Origin of the sequence: Kribbella sp. NBC_00662, assembly GCF_041430295.1 — a bacterium.
Taxonomy (GTDB): domain Bacteria; phylum Actinomycetota; class Actinomycetes; order Propionibacteriales; family Kribbellaceae; genus Kribbella.
On sequence record NZ_CP109029.1, the window covers coordinates 6590624 to 6611908 of the forward strand.

Genomic DNA, 21285 nt, shown 5'->3' on the forward strand with positions numbered 1-21285 from the left:
ATCGAGTCCGTTGCGACGTACCTCGAGGTCCTCGACGCGGCGACCGAGGCCGGGACTCTCGAGCCCAAGCTCCACGAGCTCGCGGTCAACGCCCTGGTCAACCACTTGACCGATGACGATCCCCGCTGGTCGCTGCTCGACTACGTGAACCAGGCAGCATGACCTCAGAACCGCGCCGGGGAGGGATGAACGTACCGGCTGCCTCCTCGGCTCGGATGATGTGGGTGATGGCGTTGATCATGGCCAGATGGGTGAACGCCTGCGGGAAGTTCCCGAGCTGGCGTCCAGTGAGCGGATCGATCTCCTCGGCGTACAGACCGAGCGGGCTCGCATACGACAGCAGCTTCTCGCACAGCGCCGTAGCCTCGCCCAGGTCGCCGATCTCGACCAGCGCGGACACCAACCAGAACGAGCAGATCGTGAACGTACCCTCCGCGCCGCTCATCCCGTCGATGACATCGAGCGGCGTGTCGTCATGGATACGTCGCACTGACCATCCAAGCCACCTATCGCAACTGGTCAGACCGAGACTCATGATGTGCCGAATGGCATCGAATGCCGCCGGCCGGGAATCGGCCGGGATCGTCGCCTCCCCGAAGCCCCACAGAATCGCGCAGGGGTAGGCCTCGTTCATCGTCACGGTCATCTGCATCGCGAGGCCCGCGAACCGCTGCGGGTCCTCGGCCGGGATCAATCTGTTGTCACGGTGTCCGATACGCCTCACCAGAGCCGAGTTCGAGGCGTTTGGTTAAGGTGCGTGTCCGGCCTCGAACACCAAAGCTAAAACCATGCAGAGCGGGGCTTACGGCGACTTCGGCCGATCTGGTCTCGTGGTTGTCATTCACTGGCAGACCCAGCGCTTGGTACAGCGGTCTCATGCCGCTCGCGCCGGCCTGATCGAGCGCCGCCGTCATGTCGCCCAGCTCCTGAACAAGCTTGTGGATGTCCTCGGCCGATACCTGCTCGGGCACCTTCAACGCGCTCGGCTCGGCCTCCGCGGACCGCTTCTCGGCCACCGTCGCGTTGTACTGCGGCCCTGCACTGGTCCCGACCGCGAACACCGCGCCGAAGTAGCCGGAGTACCGGCCCAGCCGGCGGGGCGGGACATCGTCGCGGTGAACACCTGGATCAGCGCGAGCGGACCGCGGGCGCGGACCCTGCCCGGCCCGCGCCGCGATCAGCGTGCCCGGACAGGACGACAGCCCGGACAGTAAGGAGCCCACCGTGAAGACGACCAGACTCACCCGGATGAGCAGCTTCTTGCTGAGCGGGTCATCGCGCGGCTTGCTCGATGATCTTCGTAACGTCGCCGGGACGGCTGAGCATGACCGCGTGGGATGCGTCCACCTCGGTGACGCGGGCGTGCGCCCGGGTGGCCATGAAGCGTTGCAGGTCAGGGGAAATGGCATGGTCCTGACGTGTGACCAGATCCCAGCTGGGAATCGTTCGGAAGCCCTCGGCAACGCTGGCGTCGGTGACCGCCTTGGTGTTGGCGGGCCGCTGGGTGACGGCAAGGTCGGCCGCGACGGTCGCGTCGAGGTCGGCGGCGAACGCCGTACGGAACTGCGCCGGGTCGAGGCTGACCTCCGTACCACCGGAGACCTGGGTCGCGATCAGCGGCAGCGGCGGTGTCGACCTCGCCGCGAGCTCGCCGATGGTCTCACCCGCGGCCGGGATGAATCCGGCGATGTAGACGAGCGACTTGACGTCGAGGACGGCGGTGGCCGTGTTGGTGATGACGGCGCCGCCGTACGAGTGACCGACCAGGACCTTCGGACCGTCGATGGTGGACAGGTAGCTGGTGACGTAGGCGGTGTCGGAGGTCAGTCCCTGCAGCGGATTGGCGAGCGCGCGGACGGGATAGCCGTCGCGGCGCAGCCGGTCGATGACGGGCGTCCAGCTGGAGGAGTCCGCCCACGCTCCGTGGACGAGCACGATGGTCGGCTTACTGTCCGACGTGCCGGCGGCCCATGCCAGGGACGGCACCGTAGCGGCAAGCAATGCGAGTGCAGTGGCAGCCGCCACCGCGAGACGGGAAAAGCGATAAGGCATGACGAACAGACCCTTTTCACGGAAGAAGTGGAGAGTTGCCTGCTGTCCCGTCCCGGTGCGATTCACGCGGGACGGACACCAGTGGGACGGCTCAGCGGCCGTAGGCTTCCAGCAGCCGCAGCCAGACCTCGCTTACGGTAGGGAACGCCGGGACCGCGTGCCAGAGCCGGTTCAGCGGGACCTCGCCGACGATCGCGATCGTTGCCGCATGCACCATTTCCGCGACGTCCGGCCCGACCAGCGTGAAGCCGACGATCACCTTGCGGTCCTCATCGACGACCATCCGGGCGTGGCCCTGGTACCCCTCGGCATGCAGCGAGGATCCGGCGATGGCGCCCAGGTCGTAGTCGACGGCCCGGATCCGCAGCCCGGCCGCCTCGGCGGCAGCCGCAGTCAGGCCGACCGAAGCGACCTCCGGATCGGTGAACACCACCTGCGGGACCGCGCGCTCGTCGGCGGTCGCCGCGTGCCTGCCCCACCGGTCGTCCTCGACCGGCTCGCCCTTCACACGCGCCACGATGACGTCGCCCACGGCGCGGGCCTGGTACTTGCCCTGGTGGGTGAGCAGGGCGCGGCGGTTGACGTCACCGGCGGCGTACAGCCATCCGTCGCCGAGCGGCACGGCGTCCGGCCCGACAACCTGCATCGTGTCGTCGACCGTCAGCCACGAACCCGGCGTCAGGCCGACGGCCTCCAGACCGATGTCCTGGGTGTTCGGGGTGCGCCCGATCGCGACCAGCAGTTCGTCGGCGTCGATCTGCTCGCCGTCGACCAGCGTGATGGAGACCGTGCCGTCGTCGTTGCGCTTCACCGAACCGGCCTCGGCCCCGATCCGCACCGAGACACCCTTGTCCCGCAGCGAATCCGCCACCCGCTCCCCCACGAACGGCTCCGCGAGGTGCAGTACGCCGTCACGCGCCAGCATCGTCACCGACGACCCCAGATCGCTGAATGCGGTCGCCATCTCCGAGGCCACCACCCCGCCACCGATGATGGCGAGCCGGCCCGGAACCTCCTTGGCCGCAACCGCCTCCCGACTGGTCCACGGCGCCGCCGCGCGGAGCCCTTCGATGTCCGGGACCAGCGCGCCGCTCCCGGTCGAGACGACCACGGCGTGCCGCGCGGTCAGCGTCGTCGTCGTACCGTCGCCCGCCGTCACCTCAACGACCCGCTCGGAGCTGATCCGGCCGTGTCCGCGGTACAGCGGAACACCCACCGACTCCAGCCACGACGCCTGTCCGTCGTCCTGCCAGTTCGAAGCGAAGGAGTCGCGACGGCCGAGCACCGCGGCCACGTCCAGGTCACCGGTCACGGCTTCCCGTGCGCCGGGCACCTGCCGGGCCGCCCGGAGCGCCGCCGCGCTGCGCAGCAACGCCTTGGTGGGCATGCAGGCCCAGTAGGAGCACTCGCCCCCGACAAGTTCCCGCTCCACTATGGCGGCGGTCAGGCCGCCCTGAACGAGGCGGTCGGCGACATTCTCCCCGACAGGTCCCGCGCCGATGATGACGACGTCGTAGGTGGTGGTCATGTCAGTGCCCCTTCGCGGCGCGGCCGAGCCGGATCGCCGAGACGAGGAAGAAGATGCCGCCGAGAGTCGCGTAGCCGGCGATGTTGGTCAGCTTCGGGTCCTCCGCGGAGGCACCGGCGACGAACGACGCACCGGCGAGCACGGACAGGCCACCGCTCAGGATCATCGGCCACTGCCCGCCCATCGAGCGACGGCCGAGGGCCACGATCAACTGGACCAGCCCGGCGACGATCGCCCAGGCGCCCCAGACCCGCAGGACCGCCGGCACACCGGAGCTGCTGGCGATCGCCAGGCCGACGGTCGCGATCAGGCTGATCGCGATGTTCACGTACAGGCCGCGGACCGAGCGAGCGCCCTGGGACGAACGGGCGTCGACGACCGCCGCAGCGACGTCGAACAGCGGATACAGGACGACCAGAACGACGCCGAGCGCCCCCAGGTCCGACTTGGTGGTGAACAGCAGGATCGCCCAGACGATAGCGAAGGCGAACCTGACGAAGTACAGCCGGCGCAGTGCCGCTGCGACGCCTCCGACGGCAGGTGATTCAACGGTGCTCACGATGATCCTCTCGAGTGATGTGGGACGGAACCATCGGGCGAAGTAGACCGAACGTTCCGTACACACAGCATGTCGCGAGGCCCACACTATGTCAAGACAGAACGTTCTACCTGCACAGCCCCGGCTCCGGCAGCCGTCGACCGGCAACGCGTGGTCGGCCGGGACGACCCGCGAGCGGACCGCGGTCAGGCGGCCGGGACAGAACAACTGCCGGAAAACGATCCGCGTGACCGGTGCTGATCACCGCTCCCTGGAAGACCGAACGTTCTATCGCTATCATGGTCGGCATGACCACAGCCGAAACCGGACCCCGGCCTTCCGAGGCGAGGCAGCGGCTGCTCGCCGCGGCAACCAAGACCTTTTACGCGGAGGGCATCCATTCAGTCGGCGTCGATCGACTCATCGCCGAGGCGCAGGTGACCCGGGCCACCTTCTACCGGCACTTCCCGGGCAAGGAGGATCTCGTCCTCAGCTACCTGCGCGAGGTCCACGCGATGGAGCGCGCCACGGTCGACGCAGCGATCGCCGACAACGCGTCACCCGTCGACGCGCTCCTGGCCATCGCAGGCTCGATCGCCCAAGCCATCCAGTCCCCCGGGTTCCGCGGTTGCGCGTTCCTGAACGCCGCGGCGGAGTATCCCGCCACCGATCAACCCGTCCACCAGGAGATCATCGCCCACCGGCAGTGGTTCCTGGACACGCTGACCACGATGATGGCCCAGGTCCACCAGGGAACGGCGGACTCGGCCGCGCGCCACTTCGTGATGCTGCGCGACGGCGCGATGGCCGCCGGCTGCCTGTTCGACCCCGCCCTCGTGACCGAAACCTTTCTCCGCGGCATCGAAGGACTCTTGCGCGTCAATGCGGAACGCCGGTCGAAGGAGTCCGCGCTCTAGTACCGTGCTACATCACACAAAGAGATAGAACGATCGGTCTTGACGGCGTGGAATCGGCTCCTCTACTGTCGATGTGACAGAACGTTCGTTCCACCATCCGGTTGGTTCGGACGCCCACTCGGCAAGGAGAACCTCATGCCAACGAAGATCACGCTGGTCATCGACAACCCGGCGAACCCCGACGATTTCGAACGCGCCTACGCTGACCTCAAGCAGGCCGCGGCGAAGCTTCCGAAGCTCCAGCGGCTGGAGTCCGCCAAGGTGTGGCCGAAGGAAGACGGCACCGCCACTCCGGCGTACCGCACGCTCGACCTGTACTTCGACAACTATGACGACGCCTCCGCCGCGGTCACGACGCCCGCCGCCGCCGATCTGTTCGGCACGCTCATTGGCACCGAGGTTCCGTTCAAGGGTCTGTTCTCGGACATCGAGCAGGTGTAGGGCATCCCCTGCTTCATACTCGCGGTTCGCCGGGAAGCGGGAGCAGCTGCTGGTGCAGCTGTTCGGCGAGCTGCAGGGTGCGGGCTGCGCTGGTCAGGTCGGACTGGTTCGCGGCGCGGCCTGTGGTGACGTCGCGGAAGTACTAGAGGGCGGGGACGAAGCCCATGATCACCAAGCCCGAGCTGTCGCCCCATGGGTGAACGGCCGCAACTCCCGAGCCAGCTGGTCAGGTGTCGGCTTCGGTGTCGTCGATCGAGAGGCTGTGCCAGATGTCGAAGGCCACCGAGGCGGCGCCTTTTGCGTCTCCCGCCTCGATGAGATTGATCAGCTGCTCGTGCCGGTTGACGGAGGCTCGGCCGTCGACACCGAAGCGCATCCGCTCCGCGCGGCGGATCAGGGGGTCGAAGCGCTCGATCACCGCTTCGAGGGCCTGATTGCCGAGCGCGGCGACCGGAATCCTGTGCAGTTCCTCGTCTGCCTCCAGGGCGGCTTTGACGTCGCCCGATGCCACAGCCCCGGCGAACCGGCGGTTCGCGTCCCGCATCCGGTCCACGTCTTGTTCACTGAGCCGGCCCGTCACTTCTCGCACTGCCAACTCATGCATCGCGGCGACGACATCTCGCGCGTCACGCACCACCTGGATGTCGATGGCGCTGACCGTCGTGGATCGACCCGGCAGCGCCACCACCAATCCACTCGCCGCGAGGCGCAGCAGCGCTTCGCGCACCGGGGTCCGGCTGACCCCCAGCCAGGCAGCGAGGTCGCCGTCCTTGAGTTGCTCCCCCGGCCTGAACGTTCCATCGACGATGGCGTCGCGGAGGCGTCGGTAAACGTCGTCGCGCAGGAGGGTGCGGTCTACGGCAGGGGTGTTCGGAGGAATCGGCACGCCAACATATTGCACACACAGCCCTACATCTCGTAAACCGCAAGCGCGGCTTGTGAGGACATGCAGCGCGCGATATATTGCATATCAGAGTCAGTATTGTCGAGCTCGTCACCGATCCGCCCGGGCACTCCCGGCGGGAAGAGGGAGGACCAGATCATGAGCACCGACCAGGAGATCAAGACCGTCGTGCTGGTGCACGGCGCGTTCGCTGATGGCTCGGGATGGCGTGGCGTGTACGACAACCTGACGGCGCGCGGCTACAAAGTGACCATCGTGCAGAACCCGCTCACCTCACTGGAGGACGACGTCGCAGCGACCACGCGGGTGCTGGACCAGCAGGACGGCCCCACGATCCTCGTTGGCCACTCCTGGGGCGGCACGGTCATCACCGAGGCCGGTGTCCACCCGAACGTGGCCGGTCTGGTCTACGTCTCCGCTCTTGCACCCGACGCCGGCGAGACCACGGGCCAGCAGTACGAGGGATTCGCGGCGACGCCGGACTTCGTCATCGATGTCGCGGACGACGGATACGGGTTCCTCAACCACGACAAGTTCAAGGCCGGGTTCGCCCACGACGCCACCGACGCGGACGCCGCCTTCCTGCGTGACTCGCAGATCCCGATCAACATGTCGGTCTTCGACACGCCGCTGAAGAACGCCGCCTGGCGCGACAAGCCCAGCTGGGCCGTCATCGCCACGGAGGACAAGTCGTTCGACCAGGCCATGCTGCAGCACATGGCGACACGGAGCGGCGCGAAGATCACCAACGTGTCCGCCAGCCACGCCCTGTTCATCACGCAGGCCGGCGTCGTCTCCGACACCATCGATGCCGCCGCGAAAGGCGCTTTGCACGCCGGCCGCTGATCCGCTTTCGACCCAGGGGGCCGGTCCGCGCCAATCGCGCGCGCCGGCCCCCAGTTCTCCGGAGGGATCACATGTCGATCACCCCGTTCCAGGTGACGCTCTGGATCGAACTCCTGGCCGCCGGACTCGGCGGTCTTCAAGGGGCGCTCTTCGCCGCCGGCGTCAGGTCTCGCCGCATCGACGTGCTCGGCGTCATCGCGATCGGGCTCGCGGTCGCTCTCGGGGGAAGCCTGCTTCGCGACACCGTGCTCAATCAGCCGCCGGTCGTGGTCTGGAGCAACTGGTACCTGATCGTGGCCGGCGCCTCGGCGATCCTCGGCATGGTGCTGCAACCCCTGTTGTCACGAGCGGAATGGCTGATCACCGTGCTCGACGCCGTCGTGATGGGGCTGTTCGGGGCGATCGGGGCCTCGAAGGCGCTGTCCCTCGGCGTCGGCGTGGCCGGGGCACTGGTGGTCGGCGTCATCGGAGCCATCGGCGGCGGGATGCTGCGCGACGTCATGCTCGGCTTGTCGTTCTCCTTCCTGCACGTGGGCACCCTGTACGCCGTCGCCGCGGGTGCCGGCACCGCAGCGCTGGTCCTACTCGCCGAACTCGGCACGCCCATCCCGATCGCGGGAGTCGTCTGCCTGACGGTGACCACGCTCGTGCGCCTGGCCGCCGTCCGCTTCGAATGGACCTTCCCCGAGCAGTTCGTGGTGCGCCCTCGACGCCCAAAGGCGCCTTGAGCCTTCGTAAGGGTAAGGAGAAGCGCTGTCATCAGTCGCCACCGGCCCGGTCATCACATTGGTCCGATTGGACCGGCCAGGTGGACCCTGGGTACGTGGGGTCAAACGCGGCGCGGCCGGATCTTCGGCTCGCTGGCCGGGGGGTCGAGCAGCGACTTCTCGCAGATGCTCTGAAGGCGACCGCGGGTGGTCGTCCGTGTGCACTGGTGGTGCACGGCGACGCCGGGGTGGGGAAGACACGGCTGGTCCGCGAGGTCTGCGGCGCCCTGGGCGCCGACAGTCAGGTGCTTTGGGGCACGTGCGTCCACTACTTGATCACTCGAGGCGAGCAGAGCAGGAGGCCTACTTCGTCCTCGCCACCTGTGTCTGCGGATGTCCGGGCTGCGCTCCGATCCCGTACTCGCCACCCGGCAGTTCCGTCGCGGCGTGGGGTTGAGCCGCTGCGGGGTAACGAGTCGGAGCGATCCGGATGATCCATGCGTCTCCCGGTAGTGTCCGCTGAATCAGGGGTCGCTGCCGCGACTGCATCCGTCACCCTTGCTTCTGCGCGTAAGTTTCAAGGACGGCGGCGGCTGTCCCTGGGTCGTCGACGGTAACCACGATGGAGCGGCCGTCATGGCGGAAGACTTCGAGGCCGGGCCCGCGGCAGGTGACGACCCCCCAGCGCCCTTTATGGGTCGGACCGATCACCCATCGGAGGCCCCAGCCGCCGAAGTCGGCCATCGGGTCGACCGCGATGACGCCGGCCTTCGCCAGGTTGGTTGCCGGGATGTGGAGTCGCGGCCAACCGATCGCTGACCGGACAGTGAATCCGCGTGGACCGGCGGTCACGACGAACTGCGCTGTGACGAGGAGTACGACGAGCAAGAGCGTCGGCGCGAGGAAGATCGGCCACAGACGCGGACCGACGGTCAACTGCAGCGATACGCCGAGCACGATCAGGGCTGCGACAGCTGTCGCGATGATTGCCATGAACCAGGCCGGGAGTTCAACCCTGCCGGTCCATGCGGCGACCTCGCCCGACCGGACCGGGAGAGTGTCGGCTGCCTGAACGCTCTCCGTTGCCGGAGCCTCACGGGGCAGCAGCCTCCAGGTGAGCACCGCGGCGGCGACCGCGAGAATGACGCCGCCGGCCAGTGGGACAGCGGGCGCGAGTGGCGAAGCGTTGAGGATCACCGAGCCGGCCCCCATGCCGACAGCGTGGAAAACAGTGATTCCCATGGCAATTGCCGGCATCCAGGCGTTCATCCCGGCCACCCGGGTCGCTCGGGCCATGAAGAACCCCATGACTGCGATGACAGGGAACCCGATCGCCGCGACCAGGATCGCGTAGGTCCACCACGGCCCAGTGCGATCGGAATCAGCCCCCCAGTGGGTGATGAGCCGGGGGCCGCCGACGGCGACGCCGATGACGACGATCTCTGCAGCAACGACGATCGCGACCGGCACGCAGATCGTCGCGACAAGCGCCGCGCGGCGCGCGGCACGATGGTCGACCAGACGACGGCTCACGACTCGTACTCCTTCCGGATGAGCGCGAGCAAGGTGCCGATCGGGATGCCCGCGGCCTTCGCCTCAGCGGCCGCCTGGGCGACAGCGACCCTCACACCCTCGGCAGTCGGCACACCGAGGACCACGGCTCCACGACCCCGCCGAAGCTCGACCTGACCGTCATCACGAAGCTCTTGGTAAGCGCGCAGGACGGTGTGGACGTTGACGCCGAGCGAGTCGGCCAACTCCTTCGCGGCGGGCAGGCGCGACCCGGTGGCGACCGTCCCCGTCGCGATCTGGGTGGCGATCGACTCCGCGATCTGGGTGAACACAGGAGTCACGGTCGTCGGATCGATGAGCACGAACACAGGCTTATTCTAGAACATAGAGTTATTCTAGTTGTATTAGAACTAATCAGTCTCTAGGGTTTCGACCATGGATTGGACAGCGACTGATGCCGCATGTGACTCGCTGGAGGCGAGGTCGCCACGATCGTCACCGTCGTTGTCGGCTTCAGAACGGCAGGCTCTGATGCAGGTGCCATCGTGAGTGGGTTCCTAGGCTGGGTGGCGAGTTCCGGCGTCGTGCAAGGCGTGATCATCGGCCTCGTGTTCGCGTACCTGACCACGATCCTGATCTTGAACGCCGTAGCGAAGGCCGAGACGACGGTCGTCAACGGCTGGAGCGCGATGCGCCGAGCTGGGCGCCCCGGCACCGGCGTCCTGGTGCGTGCGGCATCGCAGAAGGCGCTCCCGGTCGTCAACGTGTTCGAAGAGGCCGCCTACTGGACCACGACCCGCGACGACGCAGGAGCGCGCCTCAACGGCGAGCACGCCTACCGCCTCCACTTCCCGCAGGCGCAACTTCCCCCGAACGACGCATTCTGGTCGCTCACCGCGACCGACACCGGCGGCTACATGGTCGGCGGCACGACCGGCCGCTCGAGCGTCGGCAGCCACTCCGGTCTCGTGACGAACGCCGACGGCTCGGTCGACATCCTGCTTCAGCCACATCAGCCCTCCAGCGAGGCAACGAACTGGCTCACGACACCGCCCGGCCGGTTCAAGCTCATGCTCCGCGCCTACCTGCCCGGAACCGCCATCGTGGACGGCGACTACCAGGTCCCACCGGTCATGGAGGTGCGGTCATGAATCGCATCATCATGAGATACGGCACCCAGGTCACCATCGTGATCATGACGATCTTCGCCTGGGTCATCATCAGCCGGATCATCGGCGGCGGACTGCAGGCGATCAGCCTGCTCGCGGCGACGGCCCTCGTCGTCTGGGTGATCGGAGCGGTCGCCTTCATCTACTTCTGGCCCAGCATTACGGTCGGCGGCTTCAAGCGCATATTCACCAAACGCGGATTGGGTGGCGGCCCGATCCCGGTCAACACCCTCTACGCAGTGCCGCAGAGTCCGTCCCAGTCTGCAGCGAGCGGCAGTGTCATCGCGACCGGCACCGATGACGTGCTTTACCTCGGCGGGTGGCTGGATGTGAAAGCCGGACCGCAGGTTCTGCACGTGCCCGAGATGGGTGACCGCTACTTCAGTGTGCAGTTCACCGACCCGACCAGCGGCGCCAACTTCGCCTACGTCGGCAAACGCACCACCGGAACCGCGGCCGGCGACTTCCTTCTGTGCGAACCGAAATGGAACGGCGATCTGCCGGACGGCGTAGCGCGGATCGACGTACCGCATCGCACTGCTCTACTCATCGGTCGCGTGTTCGTCGCCGACGAAGACGACCGACACGCGGCATACGCACTCGCGAAGCAGATCCAGCTCACATCACTAACCCCCGAGCGTGAACGTTAGGGCTGGTCGATCACCTGTGTCGGTCCATCCCTGCTTGAGGGGTGTGCCCGTCGCGTCTGCGGCGGGCACACCCTCGGGGTCGTATCAGGCTGTGGCGCGCCGTGGTAGCACCCAGTTGGGGCGTACGAAGTGGCACGTGTAGCCGGCCGGGTAATTCAGCAGGTAGTCCTGGTGCTCTGGCTCGGCCTCCCAGAACGGGGCCGCGGGCTCGATCGTGGTGACGGCTTTGCCTGGCCACAGGCCTGAGGCGTCGACGTCGGCGATGGTGTCGCGCGCGACCTGCTCCTGCTCCGGGGTGAGCGGGAAGATCGCCGACCGGTAGCTGGTGCCGATGTCGTTGCCCTGACGGTCAAGCGTCGACGGGTCGTGGATCTGGAAGAAGAACGACAAGACGTCGCGGTACGTCGTCTGCGTCGGGTCGAAGACGATCTCGACGGCTTCCGCGTGCCCGGGGTGGTTGCGGTACGTCGCGTGGTCGTTCTGACCGCCGGTGTATCCGACACGCGTCTGGAGGACGCCTGGCTGCCGCCGGATCAGATCCTCCACACCCCAGAAGCACCCGCCGGCGAGGACCGCCGTCTCGGTGCCGGGCGTGCGGGTGACCTGCCCAGTGTCATGGATTCCACTGGTCATGATGCGTTCTCCTCTGCGGCCGTGGTGTCGCTGGATGTGTCGAACAGTGCCCGGTACTCGCCGTACCCCTCACGCTCCAACTCCGTTACCGGGATGAAGCGTAGGGCGGCGGAGTTCATGCAGTAGCGCTGGCCGCCCGCTTCGGTGGGGCCGTCGCCGAAGACGTGACCGAGGTGACTGTCAGCGCCCGTGGACCGCACCTCGGTTCGGGTCATCCACAGCGTCCTGTCGCTCTTCGTGCGAACTGCGTCCACCTCAATCGGCTTGGTGAAGCTCGGCCACCCGGTGCCGCTGTCGTACTTGTCGATCGACGAGAACAGCGGCTGCCCGGACACCACGTCCACATAGATCCCGGCCTCGTGGTTGTCCCAGTACTGGTTTCGGAACGCGGGCTCTGTCCCGTCCTCCTGCGTCACCCGGAACTGACTGTCGGTGAGGCGACTGACCGCCTCCGGCGTCTTCCGGTAGTCGTGCGACACGATTTCTCCCTTCCCGACGTCGCTGGCTGCGCCGTCACTGTGTATAACAACGGGAGTGCCCGATTTGGTCCCCGACCCGTCTTCGTTACGGCCAGGCGGCGTGGTTGACCTGTTCGCTCTCGACTCGGATCTGTAGTTCGGCTCGGGTTGTCGGGGCCAGTCCGGCTACGTCGACGAGTACGTCCTCGGGGTGGTGCGCGGCGAGGCGGATGATGCACTCGGCGGCCAAGGCCGGCCAGAGGGGGTCGCGGCGGGGGTTGTCCGTCCGAAGCATGTGTACGACGAGCGCGTCGATGGGTTCGAGGTCGAGCCAGCGTCCTGATGGCATCGAGGGGAACGTCAGGCGGTCGATCCAGCGGACGGTGCTCGTGGAGGGAACATCTGTCTTCTGTTGCGGAGCAGGCACGGCTGAAGTCAGCGACAGGGTGCGGGGCGTGCGACTGGTGCTGCCGGACAATTGCAGCTTCACCTCGGACTGGACGACCGGGGTGAGCGCGTCGAGAGAGTGCGCGATGAAGTAGCCGTCCGGCGCCTGAGCGACGATGCGCGACAATGGGCCGGCGAAGCCGATACCCCGCTCGTCGTCGTGCAGCTCGGTGAAGAGAATGCGCGCCCGCGGGAAGGTGCCCCGCAGGATGCTCAGTGCGTGACTGCTCACGACGGTTGTGAGCACGATGTTCGCCGAGCTGGGCGCCGATCTCATGTCAACGACCGCATACCCCGGGCCGAGCATCTCGCTCAGCTCCGCCCGGGCCTGTTTCGACAGCGGCATGGTGATCACCACCACCGTCTCGCCGGCGCCTGGTTCGGTCATCAACTGCTCCCATTCACCCGCCGGGCCGTCCCCTGTCTCGCGGTACGACGCTGGTACGGCGATCGGGGTTCGGGTGATGACAGGTCGGCTCCTCGGGCACCGGCGCTGTCATCAATCCTGAGCGGCACACCGAACTGGACGGCTCAGGGTTCGCGGTCAGTAACGGGAAGACGGATCGGCTCACCGGGCTCCCGCAGAGCGGTGCGACTTCGGTCCGCGCCGCGAGACACGCGGGGCCGTCGGTCGTAGGGGGTCAACCGGCGGGCTAGATGAGACGGTCTGTTGTATGGCCTCGCATCTTCTTTCCGTCCTTGGCAGCCATGAGCTCGTTGAGCTCGACGCCGATCTCGCCCGGGCCGCGGTGAGCGCGCTCGCGGTGACTGCCGTCGATCCCGGTGGTGTGCCTCGTGCGAAGTTCGTGCCGCGCGAGAAGATCGCGGAGACGCACCGGTCCGGGCTGGGGGCGGCACCGAGCTGGCATGTCTTCTGCATCGACAACGGCATCGCGTTCACGCCCGAGCTGAGCGTGCTCGGTGACCAGCGGTTGCGTCCCGATCTGCGCGCGCTGCGTGTGCTCGGCGGCGGCCTGGCCTGGGCGCCGGCGGAGTTCTATGAACAGTCCGGCTCGCCATCGCCGCTGTGTACCCGCGGGCGGCTACGGGAGACCGTTGGCGAGTTGGCGTCACTCGGCATAACCGCGACCGTCGGCTGCGAGGTCGAGTTCGTACTCACCGCTGCCGACGGCACGGCGCTGACCGAACGCTCATGGAGCTGCTACGGCCTGACCGCAGGACTGGACCGGGAGGACTTCCTTCTACGGCTGCTCGACGACTGCCGAACCGCCGGGCTCGACGTCGAGCAGTGCCATGCCGAGTACGGCGACAACCAGTACGAAATCTCCTTCTCCCCCACCGATCCGGTCGCCGCGGCCGACAAGGTGGTACTGGCGCGCATCGTGATCGGCCGCGCGGCGCGGCGCGCAGGGCTTGCCGCGTCGTTCTCGCCGGTGCCGTTCGTAGGTGGTAGCGGCAACGGGGCCCACGTCCATGTCTCGCTCGATCGCGACGGTACGCCGATGCTGTCCGGTGGGCCCGGACCGCACGGGCTGACCGTGGAGGGCGAGTCGGCGATCGGCGGCATCGTCGCCGGGCTGCCCGGCGTGATCGGCGTACTCGCCGGGTCCGTGCTGTCGGGTCAGCGGCTGCTTCCCGGGCACTGGTCGGGCGCGTTCGCCTGCTGGGGACTGGAGAACCGCGAGGCCGCCGTACGTCTGTGCGCGGTCGAGGCAGGCAGCGCCAACATCGAGGTCAAATGTATCGACCCGTCCGCCAACCCCTACCTCGCGACCGCGGTCGTGCTCGGCTTGATCGTGGACGGACTGCGGCGCAGGACTCCGCTGCCGGCCGAGGTCACCACTCATCCGGCCGACGCGCAGCACGCGACACTGCCTACCGATCAGACCGTGGCGCTGGATGCGCTCCAGGAGTCGGCCGAGGCCAAACACATACTCGGTGCGGACCTGCTGTCCGCGCTGCTTGCCGTACGGCGGCACGAGGTGACCGCCTTCGGAGGACAGGATCCGTCCGCGGTGGCCGACCGGTTGCGGTTCGCGTGGTCGGCATGAGCGATCAAGAAGCGATCCCCGACGCCCTACCGGTTACGCGGGCTGGTGAAAGTGTCGCCGAGCTGGCCTTCCAGATGCCGCTGATCGACCACCATTGCCACGGCGTACAGACAGGCACCGCGACCGATGCTGAGGTGGAGCTGCTGGCCACAGAGTCGGACTGGCCTGCCCCACCCGGTACGTCGGTGTTCGACAGCCCGTTCGGAATCACGGTGCGCTCGGTGTGCGCGCCGTTGCTCGATCTGCCGCAGCATTGCACCGCGGAGGAGTATCTCCGGCGCCGCCGAGAGCTGGGCGGCACCGAGGTCAGCACGCGGTTACTGGCTTCGAGCGGAACCGAGCGGTACCTGCTCGACACCGGTTTCCACGCTTCGACGATCACGACGCCGGACGAGATGGCGACCCTGACCGGCGCGGCTACCGACGAGATCGTGCGCCTGGAAACGCTCGCCGAGTCGATCGCGCCGGACTGCACCGCCGCGGGCTTCGCCAGCGCCTTCGACAACGCGCTCGAGGCGGCCGCCGCACACGCTGTCGGCGTCAAATCGATCATCGCTTACCGGTACGGTCTCGACTTCGATCCGGCCCCACCAGAAGCTGCTCAGGTAACCGCGGCCGCGGGCCGCTGGTTGACGGCAATCGAGGCAGGCTCACCGACGCGTCTCGCGGACCCGGTCCTGCTGCGGCATTTGTTGTGGCGGGCGGTGGAACTCCGTAAGCCGATCCAGTTGCACGTCGGGTACGGCGACTCCGACATCGTGCTGCACCGCTGCGATCCGTCCCACCTCACCGGGTTCGCGCACGCGACGCGTACGACGGGCGCTCAGCTGATGCTGCTGCACTGCTACCCGTACATCCGGCAGGCCGCGATTCTCGCGCAGCTCTTCCCGCACGTTTGGCTGGACACGAGTTGCGCAGTCAGCCATACCGGGCCGTCCAGCGAAACGCTGGTGCGGGAGTCGCTGGAGATCGCGCCGATGCACAAGCTGCTCTACGCCTCGGATGCGTTCGGCCTGCCCGAGCTCTACGCGTGCGGATCGTGGCTCTGGCGCCGGGCCGTCGGCCGGGTGCTCGACGAGTGGCTGGCCGACGACCTGATCGGCGCGGCCGACGCCCGCCGCTACGTCGAGATGCTGGGCCGCGCCAACGCCGTTCGAGCCTACGGTCTGGAATAGACGCTGATCTAGGAAGCACCCGCCGATCTATCTCACCTGGTCCCTCTCGGTCGGATCCGTCCAGGGACGGAGCGGCGGCGCGGTCAGGCAGGCAGGGTGCTCAGGGCGCCGCCGTCGGCGATCCATACCGAGCCGTTGACGTAGGAGCTGGCGGGAGTGGCGAGGAAGGCCACGACCTCGGCGATCTCTTCCGGTTCACCGACGGTGCCGCGCAGGTTGCCTCGTCCGAGCGTCTCGATGTGCTCACCGAGCAGTTGCTCGGTTCCGGCGGTGCGCGTCGGGCCCGGTGAGACCGCGTTGACGCGGATGCCGTACGTCGCGAACTCGGTCGCCCACGACCGGGTCAGGAGCTCGAGGGCTGCCTTCGAGGCGCCGTACGCCGCACCGATCGGCGCCGGTGATGTCGCGGCGGTCGAGGTGATGTTGATGATCGTGCCGCGGCGCCGCTCCGCCATGCCGGGAGCGAGCGCGGCGACAAGCAGGAACGGCGCGCGGGTGTTGATCGCGAAGTGGCGGTCGAAGCCGTCGACGTCGGTGTCGGGCGTGCTGGTGAAGCTGTAGACGCCGGCGCTGTTGACCAGGATGTCGACCGGACCCGCCTCAGCGGCCAGACATTTCGTCTCCTCGGCATCGGTGAGGTCAGCGCTCAGGAAGCGGGCTCTGCCTCCAGCCCTGATGATCTCGTCCACTGTCCGCGCGCCGCGCTCGGCGTCCCGGCCGTGCAGTACGACGTGTGCCCCCAGCCCGGCCAGCCGGAGCGCGATCGCTCGGCCGATACCGGCGGTGGCGCCTGTGACCAGGGCGGTCTGCCCCGCGAGAGTTGTGTCAACGGCGGTCATGATGGTGCCCTTCCGATCAAAACTGGGTTGGTGTCCCCAGTTTTAGCACAGACTGGGTTGAGCGCCCCACTCGTGCGCTAGACTGGGCGCATGGCCACCGCACCCGAGGAGCGTCGGCTGACTCGCAAGGGCCAGCTCGTCCGGGACCGGATCGTCGACGCCGCGACCGAGCTGATCGCCCGCAACGGAGTGGCCGGCACCAACACCGACCAGGTCCGGCAACTCGCCGGAGTGAGCGGCTCGCAGCTGTACCACTACTTCGACAGCAAGCAGGCCCTCATCCGCGCGGTCATCACCCGGCAGGCCGACGCGGTCAGCGGCCCGCCCGAGATCGGCGCGCTGGACAGTCTCGACGCATTGCAGGCCTGGGCCGACGCCGCGGTCGCGCGACAACGCGAGCAGGACGGTCTCGGTACCTGCGATCTCGGCACGCTGGCCGGCGAGCTGGGTGTCCGGGACGAGGAGTCACGCGCCGAGATCTCACAAGGATTCCTGCGCTGGAAGCAGGTCCTGTACGACGGCCTCCATGCCATGCAGCAACGCGGAGACCTACGACCTTCCGCAGATATCGACGAACTCGCCTACGCCCTACTCGCCGCACTCCAAGGTGGAGCACTCCTGTCCCAAACCCTCCGCGACACCAAACCACTCGAAGCCTCGCTCAACGCCGCACTGGCTCACGTCCGCTCGTTCGTCTGAGGAGCAAGACGGGACTTTCGGCCCTACTGCCGTGCACGGTGCGTCCCGACTGTTGACTCCATGGACACTTCGTCCGTTGTCAGGAGGACGCCATGAGCACAGCACGGCTTTTCGACCGTTCGCGGCTGGAGATTCTCAGTCCGGTGGACTGCGTGCGGCTGCTCGGATCGGTTCCGCTCGGTCGGTTGGTTTACACGTACGCCGGACTGCCGGCGATCCGTCTGGTCAACTTCGTGGTGGACGACGACACGATCGTGTTCGACACGGGCAAGGGTGACAAGTTCCGGGCCGCTGAGCGGGGTGATGTGGTCGCGTTCGAGGCGGATGACGTCGATATGGAGCGTCACAACGGCTGGACAGTGACGGCGATCGGCCATCTGTCGGTCGTCACGGCCGAGGAGACCGTCGAATTGCGCCGTACGCTGCCGTTGCACTCCTGGCTACCGATGGACGACCCTCAGCTGGTGCGGCTCGGAATCGAGTCCGTCCACGGTCGCAGGCTGGTGCCGTGGGGTCAGCGGCCACGCTCGGGCTAGTTCACATCACTCGTGACCGTGCGTAGGCTGATCGCGTGGCCGAAGGCTCTGGGCGGGGAAGCTGGGACGAGGGCGCACTCGAGTACGCCGGCCTGTCCCGGGTACGTCTTGATGCCCTCTTGCAGGAACTGCTCGGTCGTGTCGACGAGATCATGGAGTACCAGGAGCGCCTCCGCGCCCTGCTCGATGCGGTCGTCGGCATCGGCGCGGATCTCGACCTGAACAGCACCCTGGACCGCATCGTCACCGCCGCCTGTGAACTCGCCGGCGCCAGGTACGGCGCACTCGGCGTCGTCGGGCCGGACGGCAAGCGGCTCGTCCGCTTCATCACCCACGGCGTCACCGCCGACGAGATCGCGGCCATCGGGCCGTACCCCGAAGGTCACGGCATCCTCGGCCTGCTGATCGAGCACCCCGAGCCGATCCGGTTGCACGATCTCGCCGAGCACCCCAGGTCGTACGGCTTCCCGGCCAACCACCCGCCGATGAAGAACTTCCTCGGCGTCCCGATCCGCACCCGCGAACACGCCTACGGCAACCTCTACCTGACCGAGAAGACCGGCGGCGCGGACTTCACCGAGGACGACGAGCGCACGGTCACCGCGCTCGCGACCGCGGCCGGGGTCGTGATCGACAACGCCCGCCTGTACGCCGACACCGAGCAACGCCGCCGCTGGCACGAGGTCACCGCCGAGATCACCCAGCTGTTGCTCGGCGACTTCGACATCGACCAGGCTCTCCAGCTGATCACGAAACGCTCGCGCGAGGTGTCCGGCGCCCAGGTGGCGGCGGTGCTGCTCGCGGACGGCGACGAGTTGGTCGTACGCGCGGTCGAAGGGCCGCCCGAGCTCACGCAGTACGTCGGCCGGCGGATCCCTGCCGACGTACCGGTCCTGAGCCGCGTCACCGCGGGCACCGGCGAACAGATCGTGATCGAGGACCTGGCCCAGCTGCTGAAGGATGCCGGCGGACTGACCGAATTCCCCGAGGGTGCGATGCTGGCCCGCACGACGATGGCTCCCCTACCGGCCGGCAACACCGGCACCGGCGGCGTGCTGGCCGTCGCCATGCAGCAGGGCTCGAACACCCGCGTCGCCGAAGGTGCCGACCTGGTCCGGATGTTCGCCGGCCAGGCCACCCTCGCGATGGAACGCGCCCGGGCGCAACGCGACCGCGACATGCTCGCCGTCCTCGAGGACCGCGACCGGATCGCCCGGGACCTGCACGATCTCGTGATCCAGCGGCTGTTCGCGACCGGCCTGCAACTGCAGGGCATGCATCGCCTGGTGAAGCCCGAGCACCAGCAGCGCATCAGTCGGGCGGTCGACGACATCGACACCACGATCCACGATCTCCGGGCCGCGATCTTCGAGCTCCAGCAGGCAGCCGAGTCCAGCTCGCTGCGCGGCGATGTCCAGGCGCTCGTTGCGGAGTACGCCGAGCCGCTCGGCTTCCGGCCGCAGCTGATCTGCACCGGACCGATCGACACTGTGGTGCCGGCCTCTGTACGACCGCAGATCCTCGCGGCGATCAGGGAGTCGTTGTCGAACGTCGTCCGCCATGCCCAGGCATCTGCCGCCACGGTCGAGGTCACTGTCAACAGCGCCCAGGTGATCGCACGGATCTCGGACGACGGGATCGGAATCGCACTGCGGAAACGCAACAGCGGCCTGCGCAATCTGACCGAACGCGCGCAAGCCCTCGGCGGCACCGTGCAGATCAGGGACAACGAGCCGCACGGCACCGTCGTCGAGCTCAGCGCACCGATCACCGACAACTGACGGGGCAACCGACGGGGCAACTGACGGCCGAAAGGCCCAGCAGATCGGGACTCTTGCCCGCAGCGCCACCCACCTCCTACCGGCGAACCTGAAGTAGGAGAACCAGTGGGAGGAGCCACCCGTGTCCGAGCAACTGCCCAAGGAAGAGGTCGACACCCTGCTCGCGGCGGCCGTCGCCGCTCCGAGTATGCACAACACCCAGCCGTGGCGGTTCGAGGTGGAGGGTCACGTGATCGACGTCTACCTGGACGGATCCCGCACCCTGCCCGCTGAGGACCCGACGGGCCGGGCGATGCGGATCGCCGCCGGCACGGCGACCTTCAACCTCCGCTGCGCCGCAGAGCGTCTCGGGTACGGCACCTGGTTCGGGCTGGCGCCGTACCCGGACGAACCCGATCTGCTGGCCCGCATCGTCCTCGAACCCACTGCCACCCGGGACGACGAGCTGTCCGACCTGGCCGTACACATCCCGTACCGCCACACCGATCGCAATCCGTCCGACGCCACACCGCTCCCCGAGCACCTCCGCGTCGAGTTGATGCAAGCGGCGTACGCCGGCGGCGCCGACCTCACCTGGCTCGGTGAGGACGAGGTCCGCGGCGTCCTCGACCTGGTCCTCGAGAGCGACCTGCGCGAGATCGGCGAGTGGCACCGCCGGGCCGAGCGTGCCCACTGGGTCGGCGGCGAACGCCCTGCCGACGGCGTGCCCAGCTCGGCCCTCGGCCCACGATCCACCAGCTACCCGGCAGCCGTTCGTGACCTGGGCACCCGGCCCGCCGACCGCTCGCGGACGGAGCAGACCTTCGAGACGCATCCGACGCTCGCCGTACTGTCCACCAACTTCGACGAACCCGCCGATCAGGTCACTGCCGGGGCCGCACTCGAACGCGTGCTGCTGACCGCGACCCGGGCCGGTGCGAGCGCGTCGTTCCTCAACCAGCCGCTCGAGTTCGAGGACCTGCGCCGCAAGGTGCAGCACCTCACCGGACGTCCTGGTCACGCCCACATGATCATCCGCTTCGGCACCACCCGGCCGCACAGCGGCACCGCCCGCCGGCCGGTCGCCGACTTCCTCCCCAAGGAGCAGTCATGACCATCTCGTTGCAGCTCACGATCGACAGTTGGGAAGCCCAACTCGACCGCATCGCCGAAATCAGCGCCTCCAACGACTGGTTCCTCGAGGAACAGCGCCTCGCCGAGGCACTGCACACGATCGCCGTCTATCGTGAGCACATCCTGCCTGTGCTCAGCGACCGCGACCCACGCCTCGCAGCGCAGATGACCGTGCTGATCGACCGTCTCGAAGTCCTCCGCGACGACCTCTACCGCACTGTCCACCCGCCGAACTCGTACGAGGAAGTCGCCCAGACCATCATCACGCTCCGCTCCCTCGCCCAGGTAGCAGCCCGCGCAGAACGAGCCCTCGAAGACGCCCGATAAC

General features: G+C 67.7%; 26 protein-coding genes. 14 read left to right on the top strand and 12 right to left on the bottom strand.

Translation table 11 applies throughout. The features are described from left to right. Positions 1 to 97: 97 nt before the first annotated feature. The 5 genes from OHA10_RS32625 to OHA10_RS32645 form a co-directional block, all read right to left on the bottom strand. Positions 98 to 652, bottom strand: a complete 555-nt coding sequence (locus OHA10_RS32625; RefSeq protein ID WP_371402601.1) for a glycoside hydrolase family 15 protein — start codon at positions 650 to 652, stop codon at positions 98 to 100. Positions 653 to 701: 49 nt separating this feature from the next. Further along, entirely contained in the window at positions 702 to 1244 is a 543-nt protein-coding gene (locus OHA10_RS32630) for a hypothetical protein (protein WP_371402602.1), read from the bottom strand. A 28-nt stretch (positions 1245 to 1272) separates the two neighbouring features. After that, positions 1273 to 2052 (bottom strand): alpha/beta fold hydrolase, encoded by a 780-nt coding sequence (locus OHA10_RS32635; RefSeq protein ID WP_371402603.1) that lies wholly within the window; start codon positions 2050 to 2052, stop codon positions 1273 to 1275. Positions 2053 to 2143: 91 nt separating this feature from the next. Then, positions 2144 to 3580 carry an NAD(P)/FAD-dependent oxidoreductase gene (locus OHA10_RS32640; protein WP_371402604.1) on the bottom strand — a complete coding sequence of 479 codons (1437 nt, stop codon included), beginning with the start codon at positions 3578 to 3580 and terminating at the stop codon, positions 2144 to 2146. A 1-nt stretch (position 3581) separates the two neighbouring features. Further along, complete coding sequence (locus tag OHA10_RS32645) at positions 3582 to 4139, bottom strand: hypothetical protein (RefSeq protein ID WP_371402605.1); 558 nt, start codon at positions 4137 to 4139, stop codon at positions 3582 to 3584. Between the two features lie 287 nt (positions 4140 to 4426). On the opposite strand from OHA10_RS32645, the gene OHA10_RS32650 reads away from it, so the two are divergent. Both OHA10_RS32650 and OHA10_RS32655 read left to right on the top strand, forming a co-directional pair. After that, positions 4427 to 5035: a TetR/AcrR family transcriptional regulator gene (locus OHA10_RS32650; protein ID WP_371402606.1), complete on the top strand. Its 609-nt coding sequence runs from the start codon at positions 4427 to 4429 to the stop codon at positions 5033 to 5035. 135 nt (positions 5036 to 5170) lie between these two features. Beyond that, the gene (locus OHA10_RS32655; RefSeq protein WP_371402607.1) at positions 5171 to 5476 is read left to right on the top strand and encodes a hypothetical protein; all 306 of its coding nucleotides are present in this window, start codon (positions 5171 to 5173) and stop codon (positions 5474 to 5476) included. 226 nt (positions 5477 to 5702) lie between these two features. Here the strand turns inward: OHA10_RS32655 and OHA10_RS32660 are convergent, their stop codons facing one another. Continuing rightward, positions 5703 to 6362, bottom strand: coding sequence for a GntR family transcriptional regulator (locus OHA10_RS32660; RefSeq protein WP_371402608.1), 660 nt, complete (start codon positions 6360 to 6362; stop codon positions 5703 to 5705). A gap of 156 nt (positions 6363 to 6518) precedes the next feature. Here OHA10_RS32660 and OHA10_RS32665 point away from each other — a divergent pair, with 156 nt between their 5' ends. The 3 genes from OHA10_RS32665 (at position 6519) to OHA10_RS32675 (ending at position 8427) form a co-directional block, all read left to right on the top strand. Continuing rightward, entirely contained in the window at positions 6519 to 7226 is a 708-nt protein-coding gene (locus OHA10_RS32665) for an alpha/beta hydrolase (RefSeq protein ID WP_371402609.1), read from the top strand. A gap of 71 nt (positions 7227 to 7297) precedes the next feature. Continuing rightward, positions 7298 to 7954 carry a trimeric intracellular cation channel family protein gene (locus OHA10_RS32670; protein ID WP_371402610.1) on the top strand — a complete coding sequence of 219 codons (657 nt, stop codon included), beginning with the start codon at positions 7298 to 7300 and terminating at the stop codon, positions 7952 to 7954. Then, positions 7900 to 8427, top strand: coding sequence for an ATP-binding protein (locus OHA10_RS32675; protein WP_371402611.1), 528 nt, complete (start codon positions 7900 to 7902; stop codon positions 8425 to 8427). Before OHA10_RS32670 ends, OHA10_RS32675 begins: the two co-directional genes overlap by 55 nt. A gap of 58 nt (positions 8428 to 8485) precedes the next feature. Here OHA10_RS32675 and OHA10_RS32680 read toward each other — a convergent pair whose 3' ends face one another. Beyond that, on the bottom strand, positions 8486 to 9466 hold the full coding sequence (locus OHA10_RS32680; RefSeq protein WP_371402612.1) for a hypothetical protein: 981 nt from the start codon (positions 9464 to 9466) through the stop codon (positions 8486 to 8488). Continuing rightward, on the bottom strand, positions 9463 to 9813 hold the full coding sequence (locus OHA10_RS32685) for a GntR family transcriptional regulator (RefSeq protein WP_371402613.1): 351 nt from the start codon (positions 9811 to 9813) through the stop codon (positions 9463 to 9465). The genes OHA10_RS32680 and OHA10_RS32685 overlap by 4 nt, the downstream gene beginning before the upstream one ends. A 177-nt stretch (positions 9814 to 9990) precedes the next feature. On the opposite strand from OHA10_RS32685, the gene OHA10_RS32690 reads away from it, so the two are divergent. Together OHA10_RS32690 and OHA10_RS32695 are read left to right on the top strand one after the other, a co-directional pair. Beyond that, positions 9991 to 10596, top strand: a complete 606-nt coding sequence (locus OHA10_RS32690) for a DUF1214 domain-containing protein (protein ID WP_371402614.1) — start codon at positions 9991 to 9993, stop codon at positions 10594 to 10596. Continuing rightward, positions 10593 to 11264 carry a DUF1254 domain-containing protein gene (locus OHA10_RS32695; RefSeq protein ID WP_371402615.1) on the top strand — a complete coding sequence of 224 codons (672 nt, stop codon included), beginning with the start codon at positions 10593 to 10595 and terminating at the stop codon, positions 11262 to 11264. The genes OHA10_RS32690 and OHA10_RS32695 overlap by 4 nt, the downstream gene beginning before the upstream one ends. A gap of 84 nt (positions 11265 to 11348) precedes the next feature. Here OHA10_RS32695 and msrA read toward each other — a convergent pair whose 3' ends face one another. The 3 genes from msrA to OHA10_RS32710 form a co-directional block, all read right to left on the bottom strand. Then, a complete protein-coding gene (gene msrA / locus OHA10_RS32700) occupies positions 11349 to 11897 on the bottom strand; it encodes a peptide-methionine (S)-S-oxide reductase MsrA (RefSeq protein WP_371402616.1) in 549 nt (182 codons plus the stop codon). Beyond that, positions 11894 to 12376 carry a peptide-methionine (R)-S-oxide reductase MsrB gene (gene msrB / locus OHA10_RS32705; RefSeq protein ID WP_371402617.1) on the bottom strand — a complete coding sequence of 161 codons (483 nt, stop codon included), beginning with the start codon at positions 12374 to 12376 and terminating at the stop codon, positions 11894 to 11896. The genes msrA and msrB overlap by 4 nt, the downstream gene beginning before the upstream one ends. A gap of 85 nt (positions 12377 to 12461) precedes the next feature. Then, positions 12462 to 13190 carry a hypothetical protein gene (locus OHA10_RS32710; protein WP_371402618.1) on the bottom strand — a complete coding sequence of 243 codons (729 nt, stop codon included), beginning with the start codon at positions 13188 to 13190 and terminating at the stop codon, positions 12462 to 12464. 286 nt (positions 13191 to 13476) lie between these two features. Between OHA10_RS32710 and OHA10_RS32715 the strand changes: the two genes are divergently transcribed. Next, a complete protein-coding gene (locus OHA10_RS32715; RefSeq protein ID WP_371402619.1) occupies positions 13477 to 14814 on the top strand; it encodes a hypothetical protein in 1338 nt (445 codons plus the stop codon). Beyond that, entirely contained in the window at positions 14811 to 15989 is a 1179-nt protein-coding gene (locus OHA10_RS32720; RefSeq protein WP_371402620.1) for an amidohydrolase family protein, read from the top strand. Before OHA10_RS32715 ends, OHA10_RS32720 begins: the two co-directional genes overlap by 4 nt. An 83-nt stretch (positions 15990 to 16072) precedes the next feature. Here OHA10_RS32720 and OHA10_RS32725 read toward each other — a convergent pair whose 3' ends face one another. Continuing rightward, positions 16073 to 16828, bottom strand: coding sequence for an SDR family NAD(P)-dependent oxidoreductase (locus OHA10_RS32725; RefSeq protein ID WP_371402621.1), 756 nt, complete (start codon positions 16826 to 16828; stop codon positions 16073 to 16075). Positions 16829 to 16918: 90 nt separating this feature from the next. On the opposite strand from OHA10_RS32725, the gene OHA10_RS32730 reads away from it, so the two are divergent. From OHA10_RS32730 to OHA10_RS32750, 5 genes are all read left to right on the top strand, one after another. Next, positions 16919 to 17527 (top strand): TetR/AcrR family transcriptional regulator, encoded by a 609-nt coding sequence (locus OHA10_RS32730; protein WP_371402622.1) that lies wholly within the window; start codon positions 16919 to 16921, stop codon positions 17525 to 17527. 92 nt (positions 17528 to 17619) lie between these two features. Beyond that, positions 17620 to 18063 (top strand): pyridoxamine 5'-phosphate oxidase family protein, encoded by a 444-nt coding sequence (locus tag OHA10_RS32735; protein ID WP_371402623.1) that lies wholly within the window; start codon positions 17620 to 17622, stop codon positions 18061 to 18063. A 35-nt stretch (positions 18064 to 18098) separates the two neighbouring features. After that, complete coding sequence (locus OHA10_RS32740) at positions 18099 to 19844, top strand: GAF domain-containing protein (protein WP_371402624.1); 1746 nt, start codon at positions 18099 to 18101, stop codon at positions 19842 to 19844. Positions 19845 to 19965: 121 nt separating this feature from the next. Beyond that, the gene (locus OHA10_RS32745) at positions 19966 to 20937 is read left to right on the top strand and encodes a nitroreductase family protein (RefSeq protein WP_371402625.1); all 972 of its coding nucleotides are present in this window, start codon (positions 19966 to 19968) and stop codon (positions 20935 to 20937) included. Next, positions 20934 to 21284: a hypothetical protein gene (locus tag OHA10_RS32750; RefSeq protein WP_371402626.1), complete on the top strand. Its 351-nt coding sequence runs from the start codon at positions 20934 to 20936 to the stop codon at positions 21282 to 21284. Before OHA10_RS32745 ends, OHA10_RS32750 begins: the two co-directional genes overlap by 4 nt. The last annotated feature ends 1 nt before the right edge of the window (position 21285 follow it).